Source organism: Bacillus spongiae (assembly GCF_037120725.1).
Lineage (GTDB): Bacteria > Bacillota > Bacilli > Bacillales > Bacillaceae_K > Bacillus_CI > Bacillus_CI spongiae.
The window spans coordinates 23,454-50,070 of record NZ_JBBAXC010000019.1 but is presented as its reverse complement, the minus strand read 5'-3'; the positions used below and the strand labels follow the sequence as shown (position 1 = coordinate 50,070).

26 protein-coding genes and 2 pseudogenes are annotated in these 26,617 nt (G+C 38.1%); 2 read left to right on the top strand and 26 right to left on the bottom strand.

The genetic code is table 11. The features are described 5' to 3' along the window. Positions 1-182: 182 nt before the first annotated feature. From WAK64_RS18690 to rpiB, 3 genes are all read right to left on the bottom strand, one after another. Positions 183-752, bottom strand: coding sequence for a histidine phosphatase family protein (locus WAK64_RS18690; RefSeq protein ID WP_336588523.1), 570 nt, complete (start codon positions 750-752; stop codon positions 183-185). A gap of 84 nt (positions 753-836) precedes the next feature. Further along, complete coding sequence (locus WAK64_RS18685; protein WP_336588522.1) at positions 837-1,412, bottom strand: TIGR01440 family protein; 576 nt, start codon at positions 1,410-1,412, stop codon at positions 837-839. A 14-nt stretch (positions 1,413-1,426) separates the two neighbouring features. Next, on the bottom strand, positions 1,427-1,867 hold the full coding sequence (gene rpiB, locus WAK64_RS18680) for a ribose 5-phosphate isomerase B (protein WP_336588521.1): 441 nt from the start codon (positions 1,865-1,867) through the stop codon (positions 1,427-1,429). 170 nt (positions 1,868-2,037) lie between these two features. Here rpiB and WAK64_RS18675 point away from each other — a divergent pair, with 170 nt between their 5' ends. Beyond that, complete coding sequence (locus WAK64_RS18675; protein ID WP_336588542.1) at positions 2,038-2,859, top strand: Cof-type HAD-IIB family hydrolase; 822 nt, start codon at positions 2,038-2,040, stop codon at positions 2,857-2,859. Positions 2,860-2,963: 104 nt separating this feature from the next. Here WAK64_RS18675 and WAK64_RS22510 read toward each other — a convergent pair. From WAK64_RS22510 to WAK64_RS18590, 18 genes and pseudogenes are all read right to left on the bottom strand, one after another. Further along, a pseudogene (locus WAK64_RS22510) lies at positions 2,964-3,521 on the bottom strand (methyl-accepting chemotaxis protein); the annotation flags it as partial. A gap of 384 nt (positions 3,522-3,905) precedes the next feature. Next, a pseudogene (locus WAK64_RS22505) lies at positions 3,906-4,112 on the bottom strand (HAMP domain-containing protein); the annotation flags it as partial. A 167-nt stretch (positions 4,113-4,279) separates the two neighbouring features. Further along, positions 4,280-4,723, bottom strand: a complete 444-nt coding sequence (locus WAK64_RS18665; RefSeq protein ID WP_336588519.1) for a low molecular weight protein arginine phosphatase — start codon at positions 4,721-4,723, stop codon at positions 4,280-4,282. Positions 4,724-4,855: 132 nt separating this feature from the next. After that, complete coding sequence (locus tag WAK64_RS18660) at positions 4,856-5,410, bottom strand: manganese efflux pump MntP (RefSeq protein WP_336588518.1); 555 nt, start codon at positions 5,408-5,410, stop codon at positions 4,856-4,858. A 187-nt stretch (positions 5,411-5,597) separates the two neighbouring features. Continuing rightward, positions 5,598-6,641: an L-threonylcarbamoyladenylate synthase gene (locus WAK64_RS18655; protein ID WP_336588541.1), complete on the bottom strand. Its 1,044-nt coding sequence runs from the start codon at positions 6,639-6,641 to the stop codon at positions 5,598-5,600. A 243-nt stretch (positions 6,642-6,884) separates the two neighbouring features. Then, positions 6,885-7,328: a GNAT family N-acetyltransferase gene (locus WAK64_RS18650; RefSeq protein WP_336588517.1), complete on the bottom strand. Its 444-nt coding sequence runs from the start codon at positions 7,326-7,328 to the stop codon at positions 6,885-6,887. An 89-nt stretch (positions 7,329-7,417) separates the two neighbouring features. Then, entirely contained in the window at positions 7,418-8,101 is a 684-nt protein-coding gene (gene spoIIR, locus WAK64_RS18645) for a stage II sporulation protein R (RefSeq protein ID WP_336588516.1), read from the bottom strand. A 175-nt stretch (positions 8,102-8,276) separates the two neighbouring features. Next, on the bottom strand, positions 8,277-9,140 hold the full coding sequence (gene prmC / locus WAK64_RS18640; RefSeq protein WP_336588515.1) for a peptide chain release factor N(5)-glutamine methyltransferase: 864 nt from the start codon (positions 9,138-9,140) through the stop codon (positions 8,277-8,279). Continuing rightward, entirely contained in the window at positions 9,140-10,210 is a 1,071-nt protein-coding gene (gene prfA / locus WAK64_RS18635; protein ID WP_336588514.1) for a peptide chain release factor 1, read from the bottom strand. The genes prmC and prfA overlap by 1 nt, the downstream gene beginning before the upstream one ends. A gap of 409 nt (positions 10,211-10,619) precedes the next feature. Further along, positions 10,620-11,039 (bottom strand): hypothetical protein, encoded by a 420-nt coding sequence (locus WAK64_RS18630; RefSeq protein WP_336588513.1) that lies wholly within the window; start codon positions 11,037-11,039, stop codon positions 10,620-10,622. An 85-nt stretch (positions 11,040-11,124) separates the two neighbouring features. Further along, positions 11,125-11,739 (bottom strand): thymidine kinase, encoded by a 615-nt coding sequence (locus tag WAK64_RS18625; protein ID WP_336588512.1) that lies wholly within the window; start codon positions 11,737-11,739, stop codon positions 11,125-11,127. 188 nt (positions 11,740-11,927) lie between these two features. After that, the gene (gene rpmE, locus WAK64_RS18620) at positions 11,928-12,128 is read right to left on the bottom strand and encodes a 50S ribosomal protein L31 (RefSeq protein WP_336588540.1); all 201 of its coding nucleotides are present in this window, start codon (positions 12,126-12,128) and stop codon (positions 11,928-11,930) included. A gap of 169 nt (positions 12,129-12,297) precedes the next feature. Continuing rightward, entirely contained in the window at positions 12,298-13,572 is a 1,275-nt protein-coding gene (gene rho, locus WAK64_RS18615) for a transcription termination factor Rho (RefSeq protein ID WP_336588511.1), read from the bottom strand. Between the two features lie 316 nt (positions 13,573-13,888). After that, positions 13,889-14,854: a class II fructose-bisphosphatase gene (gene glpX, locus WAK64_RS18610; RefSeq protein ID WP_336588510.1), complete on the bottom strand. Its 966-nt coding sequence runs from the start codon at positions 14,852-14,854 to the stop codon at positions 13,889-13,891. Between the two features lie 98 nt (positions 14,855-14,952). Further along, on the bottom strand, positions 14,953-16,239 hold the full coding sequence (locus WAK64_RS18605) for a UDP-N-acetylglucosamine 1-carboxyvinyltransferase (protein WP_336588509.1): 1,287 nt from the start codon (positions 16,237-16,239) through the stop codon (positions 14,953-14,955). A 204-nt stretch (positions 16,240-16,443) separates the two neighbouring features. Further along, positions 16,444-17,085 (bottom strand): fructose-6-phosphate aldolase, encoded by a 642-nt coding sequence (fsa, locus tag WAK64_RS18600; RefSeq protein ID WP_336588508.1) that lies wholly within the window; start codon positions 17,083-17,085, stop codon positions 16,444-16,446. A gap of 265 nt (positions 17,086-17,350) precedes the next feature. After that, positions 17,351-18,208 (bottom strand): class II fructose-bisphosphate aldolase, encoded by an 858-nt coding sequence (locus tag WAK64_RS18595; RefSeq protein ID WP_336588507.1) that lies wholly within the window; start codon positions 18,206-18,208, stop codon positions 17,351-17,353. A 249-nt stretch (positions 18,209-18,457) separates the two neighbouring features. Then, positions 18,458-18,835, bottom strand: a complete 378-nt coding sequence (locus WAK64_RS18590) for a response regulator (RefSeq protein WP_336588539.1) — start codon at positions 18,833-18,835, stop codon at positions 18,458-18,460. Between the two features lie 154 nt (positions 18,836-18,989). Between WAK64_RS18590 and WAK64_RS18585 the strand changes: the two genes are divergently transcribed. Beyond that, a complete protein-coding gene (locus tag WAK64_RS18585) occupies positions 18,990-19,517 on the top strand; it encodes a DUF2529 domain-containing protein (RefSeq protein ID WP_336588506.1) in 528 nt (175 codons plus the stop codon). A 111-nt stretch (positions 19,518-19,628) separates the two neighbouring features. Here WAK64_RS18585 and WAK64_RS18580 read toward each other — a convergent pair whose 3' ends face one another. From WAK64_RS18580 to WAK64_RS18560, 5 genes are all read right to left on the bottom strand, one after another. Further along, on the bottom strand, positions 19,629-21,230 hold the full coding sequence (locus WAK64_RS18580; RefSeq protein WP_336588505.1) for a CTP synthase: 1,602 nt from the start codon (positions 21,228-21,230) through the stop codon (positions 19,629-19,631). Between the two features lie 197 nt (positions 21,231-21,427). Then, entirely contained in the window at positions 21,428-21,940 is a 513-nt protein-coding gene (gene rpoE, locus WAK64_RS18575) for a DNA-directed RNA polymerase subunit delta (protein ID WP_336588504.1), read from the bottom strand. Positions 21,941-22,104: 164 nt separating this feature from the next. After that, a complete protein-coding gene (locus WAK64_RS18570; RefSeq protein WP_336588503.1) occupies positions 22,105-22,281 on the bottom strand; it encodes a hypothetical protein in 177 nt (58 codons plus the stop codon). 361 nt (positions 22,282-22,642) lie between these two features. Beyond that, positions 22,643-25,906, bottom strand: a complete 3,264-nt coding sequence (gene icmF / locus WAK64_RS18565) for a fused isobutyryl-CoA mutase/GTPase IcmF (protein ID WP_336588502.1) — start codon at positions 25,904-25,906, stop codon at positions 22,643-22,645. After that, positions 25,903-26,541, bottom strand: a complete 639-nt coding sequence (locus tag WAK64_RS18560) for a TetR/AcrR family transcriptional regulator (RefSeq protein ID WP_419465971.1) — start codon at positions 26,539-26,541, stop codon at positions 25,903-25,905. The genes icmF and WAK64_RS18560 overlap by 4 nt, the downstream gene beginning before the upstream one ends. Positions 26,542-26,617 lie beyond the last annotated feature (76 nt).

Genomic DNA, 26,617 nt, shown 5'->3' with positions numbered 1-26,617 from the left:
CCTCATTAGATTTGATAACAGCGCTACAACAAAATAACCTAATAGAAACATGTCATTTTAGTCCCACTGTTCGATTTTCATCATTACTCTCATCAAAAGTAGACGATCCATTATTTAGGAGTATGCGACGAGCTGTAACAAAGAACTAAGCAAAAAGTAAACATGCTACTAGTTGAGATTAATTAGAATAAAACGTCAGCTCCACTCACTCTTTTGGCTTCAACGTATTGATTTCCTTGAAAGGTTAACTGATAAATATCCGGCATAGTGAGCTGTTTCCAAAAATCATAATCAAATTGATTATGATAATGCTTCATGATGAGTACCATTAGGTTTCCATGTGTAGCAATGACGATGTTTTTGCCACGATTGTGTTCAAGTACATTTTCCATGGCCAAAACACCTCTTCTTTGCGCTTCAAGGTTGGATTCCCCACCTTCATAAGCAAATAATTCATCTTTCCATACCGCTTTAATAGCAGAATCAAAATGTTCAACTGCCTCTTCTGCTAACCTTCGCTCTTTAAAATCCTCTATTACATTAATCGTTAAGCTCTTTATTTCAGCAAGCTTTTCAACCGTCTGTTGTGCTCGTTTATAAGGACTCGAGATTATGGAATGTAGTTCTCTATTTTCCAGCATTGACGCTACTTTTTTTGCGTCGCAAAACCCCTTGTCAGATAAAGGTCTTCCCTCTTCATCTGGAGTATATATAGAGTGGGCATGCCGAACAAAATAGATGGTTGTGTTCATCTAACCTCTCCTTTTTCCTAAAACGACTAAATAGAGAGGTATTTCACCCCCTCTCTATTTGGTCGTTTTAATTATTGAACTCTTTTAAGTACATTTTTCGGTTCCGAAACGATTCTCATACACAGCCCGATTTCCACCAATTAGCTTTGGTCTCGTGCGAGCTAAAGTAACATGTGCGTTCCCAATTGTCTTTTGTGATACCCTAACAGGTACTGCAACATGCTTTACATGCATACCGATAAACGTATCTCCAATATCGATCCCTCCATGAGCAACGATATGTTCAACGACAATATAGTCATTTTTTTGTTCGTAAGCATAGGACGCCATTGCCCCTCCTGCTGTTCTGACGGGAACCACCGTGACTTCTTCAAAACCCATTTTTTCGGCAACCTCTTTCTCTATAACGAGTGCTCGATTCAAATGTTCACAGCATTGAAACGCAAGATAAAGGTGATATTGTTTAGCAAAAGAAAAAAGTTCTTGATACAACATAGAAGCTACATCATTTGTGCCTGCCGTACCAATCTTTTTTCCTACCACTTCAGAAGTTGAGCAACCTACAATAAAGAGTTGTCCAGGCTTCAAATGTGCTTGCTCTTGAAATTCGTGTAAAATAACGCTTACTTGAGAACGCCATTTATCTAAGTGATTTTGCATAGTTGTCTCACCTACTATTTATTCTCGTATTGACTTATCTTGTTTATGCGATTTTCATGGCGACCACCTTCAAACTCTGTTGAGAGCCATACACGAGCAATCTCTCTTCCGAGACCGAGGCCGATGACCCGCTCTCCCATTGCCAGCATATTCGTATCATTATGTTCTCTTGTTGCTTTTGCACTAAACAAGTCATGAACAAGTGCACATCGAATGCCTTTTACTTTATTTGCAGCAATACTCATCCCTATTCCCGTTCCACATATTACGATTCCTTTATCAAACTCTCCGTTTGCTACCTTTTCCGCAACTGGTAATGCATAGTCAGGGTAATCAACAGATCCTTCACACTCACATCCAAAATCTTCATATTCAATATTCATTTCATCTAGTAAGTTTCTGATCTCATTGCGTAACAATACGCCACCATGGTCAGATGCTAATGCTACTTTCATTGTTTTCTTCCTCCTTTAGGTGTCCTTGTCTTTATTTTGACATATTGATTTAAAAATATAAAAGGAAATGTCTCTTTTCCACAAAAAGAGTCACAAATTATCTCTACTATTTTTTTCACATATGTTGTAGGATTAATACCGTGAAGCAACTAGGAAGGAAGCGAACGATGATGACTCACTATAAAATGATTGTTCTTGATTTAGACGATACGTTATTACAGGACGACCAAACGATATCTATACGAACAAAAGCAGCACTCATGGAAGCACAAAACCAAGGAGTTAAAGTAGTTCTAGCATCTGGGCGACCAACAGAAGGGATGCGCGCTGTTGCTAAGGAATTAAAATTAGAAAAATACGGAAGTTATATTTTATCCTTTAATGGTTCAAAAATTATTGATTGTCAAACTAACGAAGAGTTATATAGCGCGACCCTTTCACCTGAAATGGTTCATCAGTTATATGATTTAAGTGTTCGAGAAGACGCGGGGATTTTAACTTATGTGGATGATTGCATTATAACGGATTCACCTAATCCATACGCTGTAATTGAAAGTGATCTGACCGGTCTACCAGTTAAAACGGTCACAAACTTCAAAGAATATGTACAAGAATCCGTTGTAAAAGCTCTCATGCTAAACGAACCTGATAAGCTAGTTTCTACAGAGAAAACGCTCCAAAAAGAGCTTGCTGACGAGTTAAGTGTTATGCGTTCAAAACCCTTTTTCTTAGAATTTACAGCACTAGGCGTAACAAAGGGGGCCAGCCTTAATTTTCTCATTCAAAGGCTAGGCATTCTTCGTGAAGAAGTGATTGCTATTGGGGATAGTTATAATGATTTATCTATGATTGAATTTGCTGGACTAGGTGTTGCGATGGGCAACGCGCCTGGTGATATTAAAGCAAAAGCAGACTTTGTAACTGACAGCAATCAGCAAGATGGTGTAGCGAAAGTGGTTGAGGAGTATATTTTAAAAAACGTTCCAGTATAATATAGTTCTATTTTCTTACGGTAATACGAATCAACAATATCGTACTTGATTTAACAGAAAACGAACAAACAAAGGCCTCGATTAGGATTCGAGGCCTTTATTTGTTATTCTCTCTGAAAAGTCGAAATCGTTTTCTTTAGCTGTTCTGCTTGAGTTTTTAAATCACTCATTAATTCTTCTACATTTTGCATAACTGCCGCTTGTTCCTTCGTCGCTTCTGTTACTTCATAAGACCCTGCTGATGTTTCTTGAGCAATTGCTGATACATCTTGTGATTGTCTGGATGTACGTTGTATACTTTCCATTTGTTCGTTAACTAAGGCTGTAATTTGCTCAACAGAGTGAGCAACTTCATGAACTGTTTCAGTCATATGGTCAAAAACTTTATGCGTTTTACTTCCTTTTTGAGCTTCTTCATTTGCTGACTTTACTTGTTCAGTGATTTGCTGAACTACAGCATACACTTCTTTCTGAATATTTTGGATTAAATCTGAAATTCCTTGAACGGCGGTCCCACTCTCGTCCGCAAGCTTGCGTACCTCCTCCGCTACAACAGCAAAACCTTTTCCCTGTTCCCCAGCACGAGCCGCTTCAATTGAAGCATTAAGTGCTAATAGGTTCGTTTGAGCAGCAATATCCCCTACGAGACCAATAATACGCTCAACTTTCTTGGCGTTAGTTTCTAGTCGGTGAACGGCTTCTAAAGAAGTTTCATTTCCTTTGGCCAAACGCTCCATCCCATGTATAAGTGAGTGAATAACATCATTGCTTTCATTTAGTTCTTTTAACATCTCTACTGAGGAAACTTGTGAAGCCTTCGCTCGAGATTGAACTTCTTCAGCAATTCGCGTTATTTCTTCAATTGATTCGGCAGTACCTTGAATACTGATAGCGGAGCTCTCTGCTCCTGCCGAAATCTCAGCAATCGTTTTGGAAATAGCATCGGCATGTTTAGCTGCATAAGAAGAAGCCTCTGATATATGGACAACACTCTCATTTGTTTTACTAAAATTTGCTTCAATATTATGGACCATATCACGAATCGAACGTAACATTCCATTAAATGCCATTCCTAATGAGCGAATTTCATCGTCAGACTTGGATAGGTCTACATCTTTCGAAATATCTCCTTCTGCTACACGTATCGCAACTTTCTCCAGCCTTTGAAGTGGATGTATAATAAGCCCCGCAGCGAAAAAAGCTAACACCCCTGACCAAAATACTCCTAATCCTAGTGTTATTGTGGTAAACATACTTTCATTCATTGAATTTGCGAAGTTAGGATGAATATAGTACATAAAGAACGCACTGAAAGAATAAGTAATGATGGCTAATACAGTTGTAAACAGAACAAGCTTTGTTCTTAACCCAAATTTATAGCGTTTTTTATCCCTTTTTTTCATTTTATTTCCCCTCTCGCTTACTCTTGATTTTCTAGCTTCATTTGTAACTCCTTAATCAGTACATCTAACTCTTTATAAGTGTGACGGTACACATCAACGCTGCCACCAAAAGGATCTGATATATCATAATCATGTGGATGATTCTTAGTAAATTCTTTGAGCGTAAACAACTTTTTGACCGACTCTGGGAACTGGTGAAAAATTGCATACTTATGATTTTCAGTCATCGTAAAAATGAAATCTGCCCAGTCTATATCTCCTTGACGTAACAAACGTGACGAATGCTCATGTATTATATCGTTCTCTTTTAGAACTTGTTTAGTACCATATGAAGAACCACCTCCGTCAATTGCATATACACCTGCTGATCTCACTTCCCATTCCTGTTTATAATGCTTTAATAGGGCTTCTGCCATTGGACTTCTGCACGTATTACCCGTGCATACAAATAATATTTTCATGTTAATATCCTCCTTCATTCTTCTTTTTTCTTTCTCTATTTTACATTGAAAATTATAACTATCGCAAAAAACCGCCATTAGAACATGACGGTGAAAGGTTCCCATTCAGTTAACAAAATTTAACCATCACGATTACCCACCACATAATAATTTGACACCAAAGAAAAATAAAATCATTCCACCCAATGCCTCGCTATATCTCCCTAGCCATCCTCCAACCTTTTGTCCAATTAAGAGACCACTCCACGTTAACATCGTGGCTATTATACCGAAACACATAATGGCCAAAACGACTCTCGCTCCATATATCCCAAGAGTGAGGCCTACTGAAAAACTATCAAGGCTCACGCTTAAGGCAAAAATAAATACTCCGCCTCCCACTGGCGTGATAACAGATTCATCAGCCTCTTGAAATGAAGCCCAAAACATCTGTAACCCAAGCAACATTAACAATGCTCCTCCTACAAAAGAAGCTAAAGTACCAAAGGTACTGGACAAGAATTGACCTGCTAGTATTCCACCTAAAGGCATCACAACATGGAACATTCCGACCGTTATCCCTATGTAAACGATTTGTCTTAATCGAAGCTGAAACATTCCCATCCCTACTCCAATGGAAAATGCATCCATACCTAAGGCGAACGCCATTATAATAAGTGTAATTAATTCTGCGAAATAAGCCGCCATTCTTTCTCCTCCTTTGGACGTGCCTAAGAAAATCCTATGCACCTCCAATTAGAAAAAGAACAAACTGGCACTACAGCGGAACAAGTAGCCTATGTCAAATCTCGATAAACATGAACGTTAAGTATAACCCTCTTTACATACAAAAACAGGGAGACCATACTCCCTGTCCTATTCTTCCTATTAATCGTCACCTATTGTAATAATGCTGACCAGCTGCTTTCTCTAAGCGATTCATAATCGCAAGACCGACACCCTTCTTTGGCAAAGCCTCTGCTAATATAATATCAACATCCGTCTTATTAAATGCTCGTAACGTTTTATATAAATTATGTGCCACGGTCGACAAATCCCCTTTCGTGCCACACGAAATAACCTTTGCACCATGTAGCATTTCAGCCAATTCCTTTGTCGCGAAAACACCAACCTTTTTCCCTTGTTCTTGTAAAGTTATTATAGCCTGTTGTAATTCTTCCACATTACCATCAAACATCATAACAGGTGCGTTTGGAGCATAGTGTGTATACTTCATCCCAGGGGATTTTGGAGTTCCTTCCCCATCATTTAAAGAAGGATCCATCTCAATTATTCCCACAACGTTTATTAGCTGCTCCTCTGTAATACCACCAGGACGAAGGACAACGGGTACATCTGAAGTACAATCCACAACAGTTGACTCCACTCCGATACCTGCCATTCCACCATCCACAATTCCAGCAATTTTTCCATTTAAATCATCCATCACATGTTGTGCAGTCGTGGGACTCGGTTTACCAGAAGAATTGGCACTAGGTGCTGCCACCGGAATATCTGCTGCTTCAATTAACGAAAGAGCAATTGGGTGATCTGGCATCCTGATTGCTACAGAATCTAAGCCTGCTGTCACATTATCTGGTAATGATTCTTGCTTTTTAGGGAAAATAATAGTCAACGGACCTGGCCAAAAAGCCCGAATAAGTTTTTTCGCAGAAAGCGGAATTTCCTTTACGAGATCAACCAACTGTTCTTCTTTAGCAATGTGAACAATTAATGGATTATCGCTCGGCCTTCCTTTTGCTTTAAAAATTTTACTAACAGCTTCATGATTTAAGGCATTTGCTCCTAATCCATAAACTGTCTCAGTAGGAAATGCAATAACATCATTTTCTCTTAAAATCTGAGCTGCTTCGACAATTTGTGGATAAAAAATAAATTTATCCACAAAAGTATCCACATTCCAACGTTTTGTGTTTATCATCTCTTCACCTTATTTCTTGCATGCTCTTACCTTTTATAATCTAGTATAAAAAAGATATTATATCCTATTACCATAAAATTATTCCTTTGCAAGTATAAAAGATGAAAGGTAACTTTACAAGTGTTATCCACATAATGTGAAAAAAAAAGGCAATAATGTGTATAACTCTGTGGATAGATGTGAATAAATTTCTGAAAATACAGCTTTTTAATCCCATTATCCACTATTTTCTGTGCATGGCTATGCTAGTTTACATTTCATTAAAAAGCAGTTGTCCACATTTTTTATTTGATGAAAATATTCAAATGAATGCAATTCCGTGTGAAAAGAAGAAGCATCTAATAATTCAAATCCTAAAAATTGAAAGAGTGCTACGGATGTCGCTTTACTCGTAGCTAAGAAAATTGTCGAAAGTCCTCGATCACGTGAATCAACTCTTGCCGTTTCAAATAAGGTAAATAAATCTTCCTCTGGAACAGATGGAGCAATGGCTAAAGAACGTAATAGTCCTCGATTTCCTTTTATTTCAACACCTAAAGTACCAACTATACTTTTCTGACTGTTTTCTAACAGAAAAAAATTGTCTAGTATATCATCGATGCCTTCTATATTTAATCCGGCTTGCACTAAAAAACGTTCTACCCTTTCTCTATCATCTGATTTAGCCCTCTTAACTGTATTCATCCTACCATTCCCTCTCCTTCCTTTTCTCTCAATTCATGTTTATGTAATAGACAAAAAAAAAGAACTCTTGATTAAAAAGAGCCCTTATTTTATGCGAATAATCCCTTTATCCACTCAACAATAAAGAATTTCACTTCTGGTTCTTCGTCTTCTATAATTTTAGGTGGTTCTTCCTTTTCTATAATTGTAGCTGGTGTTTCCACTTTTTCTTCTACTATTTTCTCTTCTTTTTCACTTGCTTTCACATTTGATTCAAACCCTTTGCTAATTGCTGTACCACTCGAAAAATCTAAAAAGCATAGTGGAGGAAATAAGACACACCACCAGTTTGCTCCCTGTCCATCCCCAAGAGTAATTAAAATAGCTTCATATTCACCAGCCGGGTATAAATAATTACCATAAAGCTTAGTAGGAAACTGAACCTCTCCAAAGTCTATCGAAAGTGCTTGCTGTACATCCTCCTCATTCATTACATCCAATGCTATTTGTTCAATGGCAGGGAGATTTCTTTGAATCGTTGCACGCGCTTCATCAATGTTCGTTAAATTCTCTACCCATAACGTAATTTGTTTATTAACCTCGTCCCGAATCATTCTCTTTAACGCCTGATCTTGATTGGAATCACTATTTGCTAAGATACGTAAACGAATTGCTTCATCTGGTATCACCATAATTTCATCTGCAGCGGCTTCTTGCTTCGGAATATATAAACTCAGTATCGTCGTTAACGATAACATTACCATATACAACCAAACAACCAATTTCATTTTCATTCTTTCCGCCCCCTTTAATAACCATTGTGGGCAAAATTCAGATTTTTTAAACTAGTAATGTTTAAAGTTTTATTGCTAGAGTAAGAGCTTATGAGTCATCATTCCTCAGTCCTACTACTTTCTCCGTATATAAAAAACAAACCTCTATTTAAAACAGAGGTTTGTCATCGATCCATTATTCTATTGTGCAAAACACCATTCTATCTTTTCCATTAATATCATTTAAGACTTCTACTTTTGCATTTGGAAAGGTTTCGTGGAATAAAGCTGCTACCGTCGGTCCCTGACCTGCTCCAACTTCAAAGCCTACCAATGCTTTTTGAGCTAGTACATCCGGTAATTCTTTCATAAATTGACGGTAAATCGTTAAACCATCTTCCCCTGCAAACAGTGCCGATGACGGCTCATGCTCCGTAACTACCTTACTCATCCATTCTCGGTCCCCTTTTGGAATATAGGGAGGATTGCTCATCACAATATCCAATTTCAACCCTTTCTCCGCAAATGGTTGAAGTAAATTCCCATGGAAAAACGGAATATCTACTTTCAGTATATCCGCATTTTCACAAGCAACTTTTAATGCAGCTTCTGATAGATCCGAAGCATAAACCGTCAATAAAGGATTTTCAAGCTTCATTGAAATAGCTATTGCCCCGCTACCTGTCCCAATGTCGGCTAATCTTACTTTTTGATGATACGAAAACAATGAGTTAATCTTCTTTAAAGTATGATAAACAAGTTCTTCCGTTTCAGGCCTTGGAATCAAAACACTATCATTTACTAAAAAGGAGCGTCCAAAGAAAAATTCATATCCCATTAAATATTGTATTGGAACTCCTTTACCATGTTCCACCATTCCTTGATGAAACAGAGTGGCAATTTCTTCCGGAAGTTCTTCCCTCATATTGGCAAATAAAGTTGAACGGCTCCAGTTTAATAAATGACATAAAAAGAGCTCTCCCGCATTTTCACTGAGTCCTTTTCCCTTTAAAAAAGAAGAAGCCCAGTTGAGGGCTTCAAACACTTTACCGTGATTCATTAATCTTCCATACTCTCTAATTTCTTAGATTGATCTTCTAAAATTAATGCATCAACGACCTCATCCATTTTTCCTTCAAGGATTTGATCAAGTTTTTGAATCGTTAAACCGATGCGGTGATCTGTTACTCGATTTTGCGGGAAATTGTACGTACGAATTCGCTCAGATCGATCCCCTGAACCAACCGCTGATTTACGTTGAGCATCGTATTCAGCCCTTGCTTCTTGCTGAAATTTATCGTATACACGTGCACGAAGTACCTTCATTGCCTTCTCTTTATTTTTAATTTGTGACTTTTCATCTTGGCAAGATACGACGGTACCTGTTGGAATATGAGTTAAGCGCACAGCAGACATAGTCGTATTTACACTTTGTCCCCCTGGTCCACTAGATGCAAATGTATCAACACGTATATCCTTTTCATGAATATCAATTTCAACTTCTTCTGCTTCTGGTAAGCACGCAACTGTTGAGGTTGACGTATGAATACGCCCGCCTGATTCTGTTTCAGGTACACGTTGAACTCGATGTGCACCGTTTTCATACTTCATTTTTGAATAAGCACCATTACCGTTGATCATAAAAATAATTTCTTTATATCCGCCAAGGCCTGTAGGGCTAGCTTCAATTACTTCTGTCTTCCAGCCTTGCATTTCTGCAAAACGGCTATACATACGGTAAAGGTCACCGGCAAATAATGCAGCCTCATCTCCACCTGCTGCTCCTCGTACCTCCATAATAACGTTTTTATCATCATTAGGATCCTTCGGAACTAATAATATTTTTAAACGCTCTTCTAATCCTTCGATTTGCTCACTTAATTCAGAGATTTCTTCTTTAACCATCTCTTTCATTTCAGCATCTAACTTATCGTCGAGCATGAGCTTTGCTTCGTCATACTGCTCCTTTAAATCTTTATACTCACGATAGGCTTCTACCGTTTGTTGAATGTCAGATTGTTCTTTAGAATAATCTCTAAGTTTTTTTGGGTCATTTACAACTTCTGGGTCGCTTAGAAGTTCATTAAGCTTATCATAACGGTCTTCTACTGCTTGCAAACGATCAAACACAGTTATTCACCTCAAATTTTAGTCCATAACAGTATAAGTATAGTATACTCCTCACTCAATGACAACATTCTATCCTGTCTTACTCTTATTTTCATTTAGCTTATGTTAGCAATGTATTACTTTATCCTATGATATGTAACACTATAATCGTTCACTTAAGGAACGAAGTTTTGGTAATTAAGCCTTCCTATTATCACCTTAAACTAAGGCAAGTTTATCATAATGTGTTGATGACTAAACTTGTTCTCAATATCATTCTTAATACCTAATCAAAATGAACTATTTACATCAAAGGAATACACATTTTTTGCTAGGCTGAACTAAAAGCAAGTGATTTTTCCATAATGAGAATGAGTCCAATTTATTCTTATTCAAAAAGCGACTGAATAAAATTCAGTCGCTTTTTTCTCTACTTCTCTTCAATTTTGACATTTATATTATAACTAGGAAGAGCAGTCTCTAGTTGTTTATGAAGCTTAGCCTCCTGGGATTCTTTCTTACTAGTGCTTAACCGCTTATTAGTATGAACCGTAACCCACATTTGTTGACCGTTAATCCACACAGAGCCTGGCTCATATTCTGTATACAGTTCAACCACTTCTCTAGCTTTATCAATTTCTGATCCTGTATTTGGTTGCTTCTCGCTCAAATTAAGCAAATTGGGATTTTGGTCAGTTGGCGAACGTGCTTCTGTATCATTATTAGCAATATTTTCTGTCATAAATTGATGTCCATCTTCATCTTCCACATTTGAATAAGTAGAATCATTTGCCATTCCACATCCATTAATGAACAGAGCAGAAGCAATAAACAGGGACCATTTCCACATACTCTTCACCTCCTATATGTAGGGTTTCCCTAGCAATAGGAGATATTCAAATCAAAAATAAATAATCCAGCAAAACTTTGCTGGATTACATGTTATCTAATGCTTGTTGCGCATGAATACTTACACCCTTTGGAACTTCATGGTGATGTCGACATCTTGGTTCATATGCCTCTGAGGCACCGACTAAGATGACGGGATCATCATAACAAGCAGGGTTTCCCTCAATTAATCTTTGTGTACGACTAGCTGGAGAGCCACAAACTGCACAAACAGCTTGAAGTTTCGTAACTTGCTCTGCAATAGCCATTAATCGTGGCATGGGTCCAAATGGCTCTCCACGAAAATCTTGGTCAAGCCCTGCTAAAATGACGCGATGACCTCCGTTCGCTAATTTCTGTACCACAGAAACAATGTGTTCATCAAAAAATTGCACTTCGTCGATCGCAACAACATCGATATCCGCTGTGACCATTCTTTCGATATCAGTAGAATCCTCCACTGGCTTTGCAATGACAGATGTACCGTTATGCGAGACAACAGACTCCTCACTATAACGATTATCTAATTTTGGCTTGAATACCATAATAGATTGTTTAGCAAATTGAGTTCTTCTCACTCGTCTAATGAGTTCTTCTGATTTGCCAGAAAACATACTTCCACAAATCACTTCCACCCAACCTGTTTGCTTCATGACATACATGAAACGGCTCTCCTTCCTCGTTCAAGTATAGCTTTAAGGGGTTCGAATATCATTCGATCCTTTTATTAAGAACAATGACAGAAAAAAAAAGGCACAGTCTACTTTAGACTGCCTCTTTTTCCAATAACCTATCGCAATAAAAAACAGGCAAGGACACTTTCTGCTTGCCTGTCTTTAAAACCAGTTTATTACTTAAGGCCATATTTTTTATTAAAGCGATCAACACGTCCATCCGCTGTAGCGAATTTTTGACGTCCTGTGTAGAATGGATGACATTCTGAACATACCTCAACGCGAAGCTCCTCTTTTACAGAACCAGTTTCGAATTCGTTTCCGCATGCACATTTCACATTGATCTTCTTGTAATTTGGATGAATTCCAGCTTTCATTCGTTTCATCTCCTCTCGCCCTGAATCATTCGAAACAGAGTTATATTCCAATGCAGTCAGAGAAAACTGCATTACATTAAAAATACACTGACATCATTATAGCAAGCACTCATTTTAAATGCAACCTGTCTTTCTTGAAGATCGTTGGAAATTTTATATAGTCCTACATTTAAGATCTTCGTCCAGATGATTGCATTTCTTCATTTAATTTACCAAAGAACTCTTCGTTCGTTTTCGAATGTCTAAGTTTTCGGAGGAATCGCTCTACAAAGTCAGGTGAATCCGTCATCGATTTGCGAATTGCCCAAAGTTTATCGAGATGATCCGGTTTTATCAGCAACTCTTCCTTCCGTGTTCCAGATCGTCTAATATCAATTGCTGGGAAGATACGTCTCTCCGCTAGTGATCGATCTAGGTGAAGCTCCATGTTACCTGTTCCTTTAAACTCTTCATAAATGACATCATCCATTCGTGAGCCTGTATCCACTAACGCTGTAGCTAAAATAGTTAAGCTACCACCTTCTTCAATATTACGAGCGGCACCGAAGAAGCGTTTTGGACGATGAAAAGCAGCAGGGTCAATCCCGCCTGACAGTGTTCGTCCACTTGGAGGGATCACTAAGTTGTAAGCACGTGCTAAACGAGTAATACTATCCATTAAAATAATGACATCCCTCTTATGCTCTACAAGTCGCATCGCACGTTCAAGGACAAGCTCCGCTACTTTTATATGATTCTCTGGCACAGCGTCAAATGTCGAACTGACAACATCTGCATCAACCGACCGTTCAATATCCGTTACCTCTTCAGGTCGTTCGTCAATTAATAGAACGATTAGCTCTGCATCAGGATGATTAGTCGTAATACTATTAGCAATTTCTTTAATAAGCATTGTTTTTCCCGCTTTTGGAGGGGCAACAATCAGTCCCCTCTGCCCAAAACCTACTGGAGACATGATATCCATAATACGCGTAGACAATTTAGAAGGGGTCGTTTCTAACGTGATTTGACGATCTGGATACAGTGGAGTTAACGCAGGGAAGTGAACACGCTCTTTTGCACTTTCTGGATCATCACCATTAACAGCTTCGACATGTAGTAAACCAAAATAACGTTCATTCTCTTTTGGTGGGCGAACTTTCCCAGATACTTTATCTCCATTACGAAGGTCAAAACGGCGAATTTGGGAAGCGGAAATATAAATATCTTCTGAGCTTGGGGAATAATTAATTGGACGTAAAAACCCAAATCCTTCTGATTGAATAATTTCCAAAACGCCTTCCATAAAGAAATAGCCTTCGCGTTCTGCTCGAACTTTTAAAATAGCAAATATAAGTTCTTTTTTTGTTAGTTTACTGTAGTATGAGATGCGAAATTCACGCGCAAGCTCATACAACTCTTTTAGTTTCATGTTTTCTAAACGTGAAATAGTTAATTCATTCATGTTGACACCACACTTTATTTTATTCAAAAAAGTTCTCTAAATCCATTGAGGCCTTATTTGTTCTAATCAGTCAATTACAAATTGTACATGATAGTAATGAAGATTTCATATTGAAATGTTTTAAGGCGAATGATAAAAGAAGATAGACGAGAAGTAGTATTATCTTTTATATGATGAAGGATTATAGCAATAACTATTTTAACCATAATTCGAGAAGATAATCAATCATGATTATAAGAAAAGTTGAAAAAAAGGGGGTGGCAATCATTGTTAGCCGTCCCCTTTGTCAATTAATGTAGTATTTTCAAAGAAATGATTAAGGCTTAATTACAAGGTTAGGTTTCTTTTGCAAGCTATGACGTCCATCAACAAACCGGACCGTTCCTGATTTCGCACGCATAACAACAGAGTGAGTAAGACCGTGTGACCCTTTTAATTGAACCCCTCGTAAAAGTTCCCCATCTGTTACACCAGTTGCAGCGAAAATGGCATCATCTCCACGAACTAAGTCTTCCATTTTTAATATCTTGTTGACATCTAAGCCCATAGAAATACAGCGAGTAAGTTCAGCGTCATTTTGTGGTAACAGTTTACCTTGAATTTCTCCTCCTAGACATTTAAGCGCAACAGCAGCTAAAACACCTTCAGGCGCTCCTCCTGATCCAAAGAGAATATCCACCCCAGTATGGTCAAATGCCGTATTAATGGCGCCTGCAACATCACCGTCATTAATTAATTTAATACGAGCACCCGCTTCTCTTAATTGCTTAATTATATGTTCATGTCTCGGTCTATTCAAAACGGTAGCCACAACATCTTCGATATCTTTATTCTTTGCTTTGGCAACTGCTTTCAAATTATCGATAACAGATGCATTAATATCTATAGATCCTACGGCTTCTGGTCCTACTGCAATTTTATCCATATACATATCAGGTGCATGCAATAAATTCCCATGATCAGCTACCGCAAGAACTGCGAGAGCATTCCATCCTCCTGAAGCAACAATATTCGTACCTTCTAAAGGATCAACTGCAACATCTACTCTTGGTCCATAGCCTGTACCTAATTTTTCACCAATAAAAAGCATTGGTGCTTCATCCATTTCTCCTTCTCCAATGACCACTGTTCCCTTCATCGGAATGGTGTCAAACACATCTCGCATGGCTGACGTTGCGGCATCATCTGCTTCGTCTTTTTTTCCTCTACCCATCCACCTCGCTGAAGCTAAGGCTGCGGCTTCTGTTACTCTTACTAACTCCATTGATAAACTTCGTTCCATCAATAATTCCTCCCGTGTTACATTGCCATGCATTATTCTTATTTAGTATAACACAAAAATAAATTATTGTAACACATTTAACATAGATAGAAACTTACTTACGAGTTTTCAAGTTGTTCCTCTTCTTCAGCCGTTAGTTGTTCTCTCCAAATGGTAGCACCAATTCCTTCAAGCTTTGCCTCTAAATCACTATAACCTCTGTCAACATGTTCAAGCCCAGTAATTTCAGTAACTCCTTCAGCCATTAAACCAGCTATCACTAAAGCCGCTCCAGCCCTTAAATCACTTGCCTTCACTTTCGCTCCTTGCAATTGAACTGTGCCATTCACAATAGCAGAACGCCCTTCTACTTTTATATTGGCGTTCATTCTTCTAAGTTCATCGATATGCTTGAACCGAGCCGAATAAATTGTATCTGTCACAATCGAAGACCCTTTTGCTCTAGTTAAAAGAGAAGTAAAGGGTTGTTGTAAATCCGTAGCAAATCCAGGGTAAACCAATGTTTTAATATCTACAGCCTTCAATTCCTCTGACTTCCCAATAAAGATTTGATCATCTCCCGCATCTACGGGAACTCCCATTTCTCGGAGCTTTGCTGTCAAGGATTCCATATGGTATGGAATGACATTGTCAATTAAGATTCCTTCTCCAACGGCAGCTGCTAATATCATGAAGGTGCCTGCCTCAATCCGGTCAGGGATGATAGTATGGCGACATCCGCTCAAATGTTCAACACCATCAATTCGGATAACATCTGTACCCGCTCCCTTGATTTTTGCCCCCATATTCGTAAGGAGAGTAGCGACATCGATAATTTCAGGTTCTTTTGCTGCATTTTCTATAATGGTTTGACCTTTTGCTCTGACAGCCGCTAACATTATATTAATCGTAGCTCCTACACTAACAACATCTAAATAAATACGTGCTCCTCTTAGTTCATCTGCACGAAGATAAATCGCTCCTTGCTCATTGGTGACTTCTGCACCTAACGCTTCAAAACCTTTTATATGCTGATCGATTGGGCGGGGACCTAAATGACACCCACCAGGAAGGCCAATGACGGCTTTTTTAAACTTTCCTAGCATCGCTCCCATTAAATAATAAGAAGCACGAAGCTTTTTCACTCTGCCACTAGGAAGTGGCATCGAAGTCATATCATCCGTATTCACTGTCATCGTCCCAGAATCAAGCTCAACACTTCCACCGATTTCTTCTAGCAAGCCTTTAAGCATATAAACATCTGATATATCAGGCAAACCTTCAATTGTCACCGGAGAGTCGGCTAAAATCGTGGCTGGAATTAAGGCAACAGCACTGTTTTTGGCACCACTTATTTTAACAGCGCCTTTTAGTGGGTAGCCTCCTGCAATTTTTAGCTTTTCCATATTTGACTCCCTTCCATATTCCTATGATGATCATTTTATACCTTGTCGTTTTCAGATCATTATGAAAATATATTCTAAGAAGGATTTAACAAGGTGTTCGTTCATAATATACGAATAAAGAAATTGTAATATTTTCTAGTTTATACAAAAATAAAGAAAAGAATAAACACATTACAAATGTCTAAAAATTAAAATTTTATCGACTTAGCGATTATTCCAGTCTTTAAGGAAAGCGTCAATTCCTTTATCTGTTAATGGGTGTTTAAATAATTGCGACAATACGTTAAATGGAACCGTTGAAATATGAGCTCCTCTAAGAGCTGCTCCTGAAACATGCTGCGGATGGCGAATCGACGCTGCAATAATTTCCGTTTCAATATTGTGAATTGAAAATATATCAGCTATCTCTGCAATGAGTTGTAAACCATCCTGACCGATATCATCCAAACGCCCTAAAAATGGCGAAACATACGTAGCACCCGCTCTTGCCGCTAAAAGTGCTTGATTTGCACTAAATACAAGGGTTACATTCGTTTTAATTCCTTCTTTACTAAAAACAGAAACAGCTTTCAACCCTTCTGGTGTCATCGGAACTTTTACGGTTATATTCTTCGCAATTTTAGCCAGTTCTCTACCTTCTTCTATCATCCCTTCAGCATCTAAAGCAATAACTTCTGCTGAAATTGAACCTGGCACTAATTCCGCTATTTCTTTTAAGCGATCATGAAAGGATACCCCTTTTTCTTTCGCAACTAATGATGGGTTGGTTGTTACCCCAGACAAAACCCCCCATTTAAACGCTTCATGAATTTCTTCCATGTTAGCCGTATCAATAAAAAATTTCATTATATCCATTCTCCAATTCGTCATTTTTTGTAAAGCGCTTACTTAAAACCCGAAAAAATCCATTAAATGAAATACATTCAAAAAAAACGAGAATACATGGAAACCGCCTTATAATAAGGCGGCCTCTACTCTTGTTGTATCCAATTAATTGTATTCTCTAGCTATCAGACAAAGCTAATATTCCTCATATTAGTCAACTTATACTAGAGAACTAGTAAAAACTATGGCTTTCTTTCACACTTCACAACCTCTTAACAAGGTCTAATTATGCTCTATTAGATGAACCAAATTCTTTCATTTTACCGATAACAGTCTCTTTTATTGCTTCACGAGCTGGTCCCATATATTTACGTGGATCGTAAACTTCTGTATCCGCCGCTAGTACTTCGCGTACTCGTTTTGCTGAAGCAATTTGATTTTCAGTATTTACATTAATCTTCGCTGTTCCGAAAGAAATAGCTTTTTGAATATCAGCTGTTGGAATTCCAGTACCACCATGTAAGACTAGAGGTACACCTGTAGCTGATCCGATTTCTTCCATTTCTTTAAATCCAAGATTTGGTTCTCCTTTGTAAGGACCATGAACGGAACCTAGTGCTGGTGCCAACGTATCGATACCTGTACGTTCAACTAGCTCCTTACACTCGGCAGGGTCTGCGTATATAACACCATCTGCTACTACGTCATCCTCTTGTCCACCTACTGTTCCTAACTCTGCTTCTACAGAAACACCTTTAGAATGGGCATACTCAACTACTTTAGAAGTCGTTTGAATATTCTCATCAAAAGGGTGGTGGGAAGCATCAATCATAACAGATGTAAAACCAGCATCAATTGCTTCTTTACACTTGTCGAAGCTTGATCCGTGGTCAAGGTGAATAGCCACAGGTACAGTAATACTTAAATCTTCCATTAATCCTTCTACCATTTTCACAACTGTTTTAAATCCACTCATGTAACGTGCAGCACCTTCAGAAACTCCAAGGATAACTGGAGATTTCTCTTCTTCTGCCGCTTGCAGAATAGCTTGAGTAAACTCAAGATTATTTAAATTAAATTGTCCTACAGCGTAGCCTTCTGCTTTTGCTTTGTTTAGCATTTCAGTCATTGACACTAAAGGCATCTTATTTTCCTCCTTAGTATTATCAAGAGACGAAACAGGTGAAGTAAAAAAACATCGTTTCAACTTATTATTCGTTTCTTGAAAGGAATTCATTAGTATGATACCAAATTCACAAGTGTTTTACCAATGACTTATGTTACTTGTTAAAAAATATATAATTTTATATCTTTTGAATATTCCTCTCTATTCCTACCACTCAAAAGATGTAAACGCTTCCCTCTATTAACTGACTTCTTTTTTGTTTTTTGCTTAACCTTTTGAAGGCGAAGCGGCATACTTTTCTACAGCTTGACGAATTTCATCAATATCAAATGGTTTGGCAAAATGGGTGATTGCTCCCAAATCCTTTGCTTCTTGAATCATATCTAATTCCCCATATGCCGTCATAATGATTACACGTATATCTTTTTCTTTCTTTTTCATTCGTTTAAGTATTTCAATTCCATCCATACCTGGTATTTTCATATCTAATAACACAAGGTCAAAGGAATGCTTATCAACAAAATCAAGCGCTTGAATTCCATTAGCAGCTTGAAATGTTTGATAACCCTCTTTTTGAAGAACTTCATTTAGAAGAATACGAATTCCAAATTGATCGTCTACAATGAGAATTTTTTCTTTCATCAGGTCACCTCTTTCAACGTAATCGATCGATATTGCTCCATTCTTAAGTACAATTCTATTCTACCGCTTCTAATTCCTTCTTTTTTGCGAGAATCGTTTCCAATCAATTATAATAGGGATGAATATGTTTGTCGAAGTTGTGAAAGGAGGGCTGAAAATGATGAAAATGTTTTCAACTCAACTAAACGGTTTATTCAATCGCATTTCCTCCAAAGGAGAATTCTTAATTGAAGATGGCGCAAGGCTTCTTGCTCAAGCAACAGTAGGGGAAGGGCGAACCTTTTTGAAGGGATTTGCAGAGTTAGAAGGGGTTGTTCTGGAAGCCACCTCCGGAGCTGAGCCATTAAAAGGAGCTTATCCACTTAAGAATATAGATGAATTGACATCAGCCGATCGGGTATTGTTATTTTCTAGATTCTCTAATGATCAAGATGCTGTTAAACTTGCTTACGCTTTACAAGATCGAGGTGTTGAATTTGTTGCGGTATCTGGCAAAGTAGAAGGAGAGGAAACGTTACAAAACCTTGCAACAATCCATATTGATACGATGCTGACAAAAGGTCTCCTACCGGATGAAAGTGGGAATCGTATTGGTTTTCCTTCAAGTATGGCTGGGTTATATATCTATTTTGCACTAAAGTTTACTCTTGACGAAATGGTAGAAGAATACTTAGAACTAGATTAATTCCTAGGAAACAAAAGAGCCCTTTCTCATGAAGAGATCGGGCTTTTGTTTTGAACGTAGCATTTAATTGTCATGATGCAGATCTAACCTGCTATTTCATATAGGAAAAACTTATTGATTGACTGTCATACATGCACCTACAAAGTCACGGAATAGCGGTTGAGGCTTAGTTGGGCGCGATGTAAATTCTGGATGGAACTGCGAAGCGACAAACCAAGGATGGTCTTCAAGTTCAATAATTTCTACTAATCGACCATCTGGACTCGTACCTGAGAAGATAAATCCTGATTGCTCCATTTTTTCACGGTAATAATTATTAAATTCATAACGATGACGGTGGCGCTCATATATCACTTCATCGCCGTATGCTTGTTGCGCTTTTGAACCTTCCGTTAACTTACATGGGTATAGACCTAGTCGCAATGTTCCCCCTAAATCTTCTACATCCTTCTGTTCAGGAAGTAAGTCGATAACAGGATAAAGTGTGTCAGGGTTCAACTCTGCAGAATGAGCTCCTTTCAGTCCAACAACATTACGAGCAAACTCAACAGATGCAAGCTGCATACCTAAGCAAATTCCAAGGAAAGGAACTTTATTTTCACGTGCATATTTTGTAGCAACGATTTTCCCTTCTACTCCTCTGTCACCAAAGCCTCCTGGCACTAGAATACCATCGACATCAGATAACTCCTCAGTAACATTTTCCTCCGTTATAAGCTCGGAGTTCAACCACTTTACTTGCACGTCTGTATCAAAATTATACCCTGCATGCTTTAATGCCTCTACAACTGAAATATAGGCATCTTGTAACTCTACATACTTACCTACTAGGGCAATGGTTCTTTTATGGGCAAGATTACGAACCTTATTAACTAAACCGTTCCATTCTGTCATATCCGGCTCATTAGTTTTTAATTTCAAATGATCACAAACGATTTGGTCAAGGTGCTGATCTTGTAAGGCAAGTGGTACAGCGTATAATGTATCGGCATCTAATGCTTCAATTACTGCTTTTGAATCAATGTCGCAAAATAACGCAATCTTATCCTTCATATCTTGAGATATTGGCATTTCTGTACGAACGACTATAACATTAGGCTGAATGCCTAAGCTACGTAATTCCTTCACGCTATGTTGAGTTGGTTTTGTTTTCATTTCACCTGCTGCTTTAATGAATGGTACGAGTGTACAATGTAGATACATGACGTTGTCACGACCAATATCACTCTTTATTTGACGAATGGCTTCAAGGAATGGAAGTGACTCAATATCCCCTACAGTTCCACCAATCTCGGTAATCACCACATCGGCGTTAGTCTCACGCCCTGCACGGAATACACGTTCTTTAATTTCGTTTGTAATATGTGGAATAACTTGTACCGTTCCTCCTAAATAATCACCACGGCGCTCTTTACGAAGAACAGTGGAATATATCTTTCCTGTTGTTACGTTGCTATATTTCGTTAAGTTGATGTCGATAAAACGCTCATAGTGCCCTAAATCTAAGTCTGTTTCTGCACCATCCCCTGTAACAAAGACTTCTCCGTGCTGATATGGACTCATTGTCCCTGGGTCGACGTTTATATACGGATCAAATTTTTGAATCGTTACTTTTAATCCACGGTTTTTCAATAGTCTACCTAATGAAGCAGCTGTAATCCCTTTACCTAGTGAGGAAACAACCCCACCGGTTACAAAAATATACTTTGTCATCAATCTTTCCCCTTTCAAAATAAACCTACATTAATTGTAATGTAGCTAATTATTCAATAGTTTACCCAAGGGTGAAAAATAAAAAAGCGCCCCCTTAAATAATTAAGGGAGCGCTGGTCATTTATTTACCGTCCTTTTTTAAGGAGCCCAAAAGTAATAGTACAACCCGATTGAAAAGATGTCAAGAAGTGAATGCTTTATTCATCATCTTCTTCATCATCAAAGTCTTCTTCTTCACCTTCGATAATTGCGTCACCTTCAAAATCATCGTCATCGTCTTCAAAATCGTCATCGTCATCATTATCTAGAAGATTTTCTTCTTCCTCGAAATCATCTAAATCATCAAAATCAAGCTCTTCTTCTTCGACGGCAATATCGTCAAATTCTTCTTCATTAACTACCTTTGCTTTTTTCTTACGAGTTTTAATGGTTGGAACCGTCTCTTCTTCTATTTGGTCAATTGGATACCACGCTCGAAGACCCCACTTATTCTCACCTAAAGCAAGGAAACGACCATCTACATTTAAGTCTGTATAAAACTGTGCTAAACGATCGTCCACTTCTGCGTCAGTTAAATCTAGCAATTCCATAAACTCTTGTAGTAGTTCACTAAACGGAATCGCTTGCTTTTTGTTTGTCAGAATATCATGAGCCAACTCAATAAAAGAAGTTTCTTTTAATTCTTCTTTTGATAAACCTTTCAGGTTCATTCTTGCACTTCCTTTCTCTATTTCATACTCTATTTAAGGAGTAGAAGGGCATAATAACACAAGCCTAAATATAACATATAACTCATTATAATCAATTACAATGAGTTTATGCTAGATTAAACTATGGTTCTTTTATTTTTTCTTTTCAGTAGAGCTTGTACTTCTTAATTTACGGGAATTTCCGCTTTTTTTTTCCCCTTTTTCCTTTCTCGATAAGCTAAATAGAAGAATAAAATAGATAATAGTAATAAAGGGATGGCACCCAATAACTGATTATAAAGATATATGCTTATATAAATAAATATGATAATGGCGACTAAAAAAATTATCGTTCGTTTCACAATATCACTTCCTATAGCTATTGTTCCACCTCTATTATCTTTTATTATAAAAGATTATGACGCAATTTAATATTAATTATATATTAAATCGCTTCCAAAATCCGCCTGAAACCAAAACTAAAGTACCAAATCAGTTCTTGTCGCTCACCTTATTATTCAGTTCAACAATAGTCCAAGTTCATTCCTAAATTTAGTCAAGACCATTTCATCTCTTTTTGTATTGCTTGTTCGACGTCAACTATTGGTACAAACTTTATATTCCTATTTATATTTTCAACATGGAAAAAGGGAGTCTTTTTCCCTACCCCTCCCCCTCATAAATAAGGAAAAAGCAAGGAAACGACTCCTTGCCTTCAATCCTTTACATATTTCGGCGGTATTGTCCACCCACTTCGTATAGAGCTTGAGTAATTCGACCTAAAGAAGCCACTTTGACCGTTTCCATTAATTCTTCAAAAATATTGCCACCGTTCATTGCAACTTGCTTAAGGGCGTATAGCTTCTGCTCTGCTTCCTCGTGATTGCGAGCCTGGAAGCTCATCAAATGATTAATTTGAGCCTCTTTTTCTTCTTTCGTTGCACGCGCAATTTCCATTGAGTTTAATTCTTCACTGGAAGGTGGATTCGGGTTTAAGTACGTATTTACACCGACAATCGGAAGTTCTCCAGAATGTTTTTGCATTTCATAATACATGGATTCTTCTTGGATTTTCCCTCGTTGATACTGAGTTTCCATTGCCCCAAGAACGCCTCCACGATCATTTATCCGTTCAAATTCTGTTAAAACAGCTTCTTCTACTAAATCGGTTAATTCCTCAATAATAAAGGAACCTTGAAGTGGATTTTCATTTTTAGATAAACCCAACTCTTTTGAAATAATCATTTGAATCGCCATTGCGCGGCGCACCGATTCCTCTGTTGGTGTTGTAATCGCTTCATCATAGGCATTAGTATGAAGCGAATTACAGTTATCTTGCAAAGCCATTAAGGCTTGGAGAGTTGTACGAATATCATTAAAATCAATCTCTTGAGCATGAAGAGAACGCCCTGATGTTTGAATATGGTATTTTAATTTTTGACTTCGCTCATTAGCACCGTACTTATCTCTCATTACCGTCGACCAAATGCGACGTGCAACACGACCAATTACACTATATTCTGGGTCGAGTCCGTTCGAGAAAAAGAAGGATAAATTCGGGGCGAAATCATCAATCTTCATCCCTCTGCTTAAATAGTATTCTACATAAGTGAATCCGTTCGCAAGTGTAAAAGCTAGCTGCGAAATTGGATTAGCTCCTGCCTCAGCTATATGATACCCAGAAATCGAAACGGAATAATAATTTCTTACTTGATGGTCGATAAAATATTGTTGAATATCACCCATCATACGCAAAGCAAATTCTGTTGAAAAAATACAGGTATTTTGCCCTTGATCTTCTTTTAGAATATCGGCTTGAACAGTACCTCTTACCACCTTTAAAGTTGCTATTCTTACTTCTTCAACTTCCGCACTCGTTAAGGCACGACCAAGCATTTCTTCCTTCATTTTTAGTTGTTGGTCAATAGCCGTATTCATATACATCGCTAAAATAATAGGTGCTGGACCATTAATGGTCATAGAGACAGAGGTAGATGGATGGCATAAATCAAAACCTTCGTATAGTTTTTTCATGTCATCCAGCGTACAAATACTCACACCACTTTCTCCGACTTTCCCATAAATATCAGGACGATAGGCAGGATCTTCACCATATAATGTGACTGAATCAAACGCTGTACTTAATCGCTTCGCATCATCATCTTTCGACAAATAATGAAAGCGCCTATTCGTTCTTTCTGGTGTACCCTCCCCTGCAAATTGACGTTTCGGGTCCTCTCCTTTACGTTTAAATGGGAATACCCCTGCAGTAAATGGAAAAATACCAGGAGCATTTTCGCGGTATACCCATTTTAGAATTTCTCCATAATCCTTATACTGAGGCAAAGAAACTTTAGGGATTTCAAGACCTGAAAGACTTTTTGTTTTAAGTTCTGTTATGATTTCTTTCCCACGAACTTTGGTTACATATTGATTTTGCTTGTAGCGGTGAACCAAGTCCTCCCACGATTGAAGGATTTTTTTGGATTGAGCTGTGAGTTTTCCTTCTATTTCTTTTTTTAACGCTGCTAACGAGGAAAGAATTTCAAGGCCTTCCCCTTTCCCTTCCAATAATTTTTCTGTGCCTTCTATTTGAAACAGTTGCCGAGCGTAATTGACTTGTTCGTCACTTTGGCGGTGATAGCCTTTTACAGTATCAGCAATCTCTCTCAAATAGTATCGACGATCTGGTGGAATAATCACGTTTTGCTTTTCAACTTGTACATCCTTTGAGAAGGTCGAAGACCAGTCTAACCCCAATTTTGTATTCATTTTTTCAACAAGGGCAGCAAATAAAGCATTCGTTCCTGGATCATTAAATTGGCTTGCAATCGTACCATAGACCGGCATTTCTTCTACCTGTTTGTCAAATAATTCATGACTGCGCTGATATTGCTTTTGAACTTGCTTCTTAGCATCTTCAGAGCCTTTTCGTTCAAATTTATTGACGACAATTAGCTCTGCAAAGTCAATCATATCTATTTTTTCAAGCTGCGAAGGTGCACCGAATTCACTCGTCATGACATACATCGAAACGTCGGAAATTTCCGTTATTTCTGCATCCCCTTGACCAATCCCACTCGTTTCAACTATAACAAGATCAAATTTAGCTGCTTTCACAACATTTATGGCATCACGAATGGCAAGGGAAAGCTCTGATTTTGATCCTCTTGTTGCAAGAGAGCGCATATAAACCCGATCACTAAAGATGGCATTCATACGAATTCTGTCACCAAGTAACGCTCCCCCTGTTTTTTGCTTCGTCGGGTCGATGGATAAAACAGCGACATTTTTATTCGGCATTTCATTTAAAAAACGTCGGATTAGCTCATCAGTAAGGGAACTTTTCCCCGCTCCTCCCGTTCCGGTTATCCCTAAAACAGGAATTTTATTTGCTAACGCTTCTACTTCTTCAAACATTTTTTCTATTGTGGCCGCTTGGCTTTTTTGATTAACACCGTTTTCCGCTAATGTAATAAGCTTGCTAACCGCCGTTATTTCTCCTGTTACTAACTTTTCTATTTCTTGATGAGCATCTTCACCAATCGTTGAATAATCACACTCTTCTAGCATGAGATTAATCATACCTTGTAGACCCATTTGTCTACCATCCTCTGGGGAAAAAATCTTAGCAATTCCGTATTCATGGAGCTCATCGATCTCCCGCGGAAGTATAACCCCCCCGCCGCCTCCATATATACGAATATGACCTGCTCCTCTTTCATTTAATAAATCATACATGTATTTAAAATATTCAACATGTCCACCTTGATACGAAGACACTGAAATTCCTTGTACATCCTCCTGAATAGCAGCATTGACAACCTCTTCAACAGAGCGGTTATGTCCAAGATGAATGACTTCAGCTCCACTAGACTGTAATATTCTTCTCATAATATTAATGGATGCATCATGACCGTCAAATAAACTTGATGCGGTAACGAAGCGAATAGCATGCTTTGGCTGATAGATTTCTATTGTGCTCACTTTCCATCCCCTGCTTTCATTTGGATTCCAGATAACAAATAATTGGTCTGTAATTCTATATACTCATCTAGTGTATAGCTCTTTTGTAAAGTCCAGCGCCTGAAAGCCCACATTTGCCCTTGAACAAAAATATTTTGTGCAAGGATATGTACTTCTTGTTGGCGGTAATCAATGTGCTCATGATCCATATAACTTTTGATTAATGCCTCCACCATGCTGACCATTTCAAGTTCTTTTTTTAGTACATAAGGAAGAGCGTCCTTTGATAGTGATTTTACTTCTTGATACATGACCAATACTTCATCCTGCATTTCGTCCATTACACGAAAGTAATGAGCAATCCCTAACTTTAAATTTTCAATCGTCCCTGCATTTACATTCATTTCTTCTAGTTTTTCTTTTACCCCATCGTAAATGCTGTCACAAACTAAATACAGGACATCCTCTTTTTGGCCAATATATTCATATAACGTTCCAATGCTAAAACCTGCTGCTTTCGCAATTTCTCTTGTCGTTGAACGGTGAAACCCTTTTTCTTTGAAAAGCGTCACCGCTCCCCTAATCATCTCGTCTCTTCGCCTTTGAATAAGCTTTTGGTCTTTAACAGAAGCGTGAACCTCCCTTTTCTTCCTCACCCTTTCTATGCCCCCTGTCATGTTTTCTCCCAATTTCCTTTATCCGCAATATAGAAAATGCCCCATTTTTGTACAC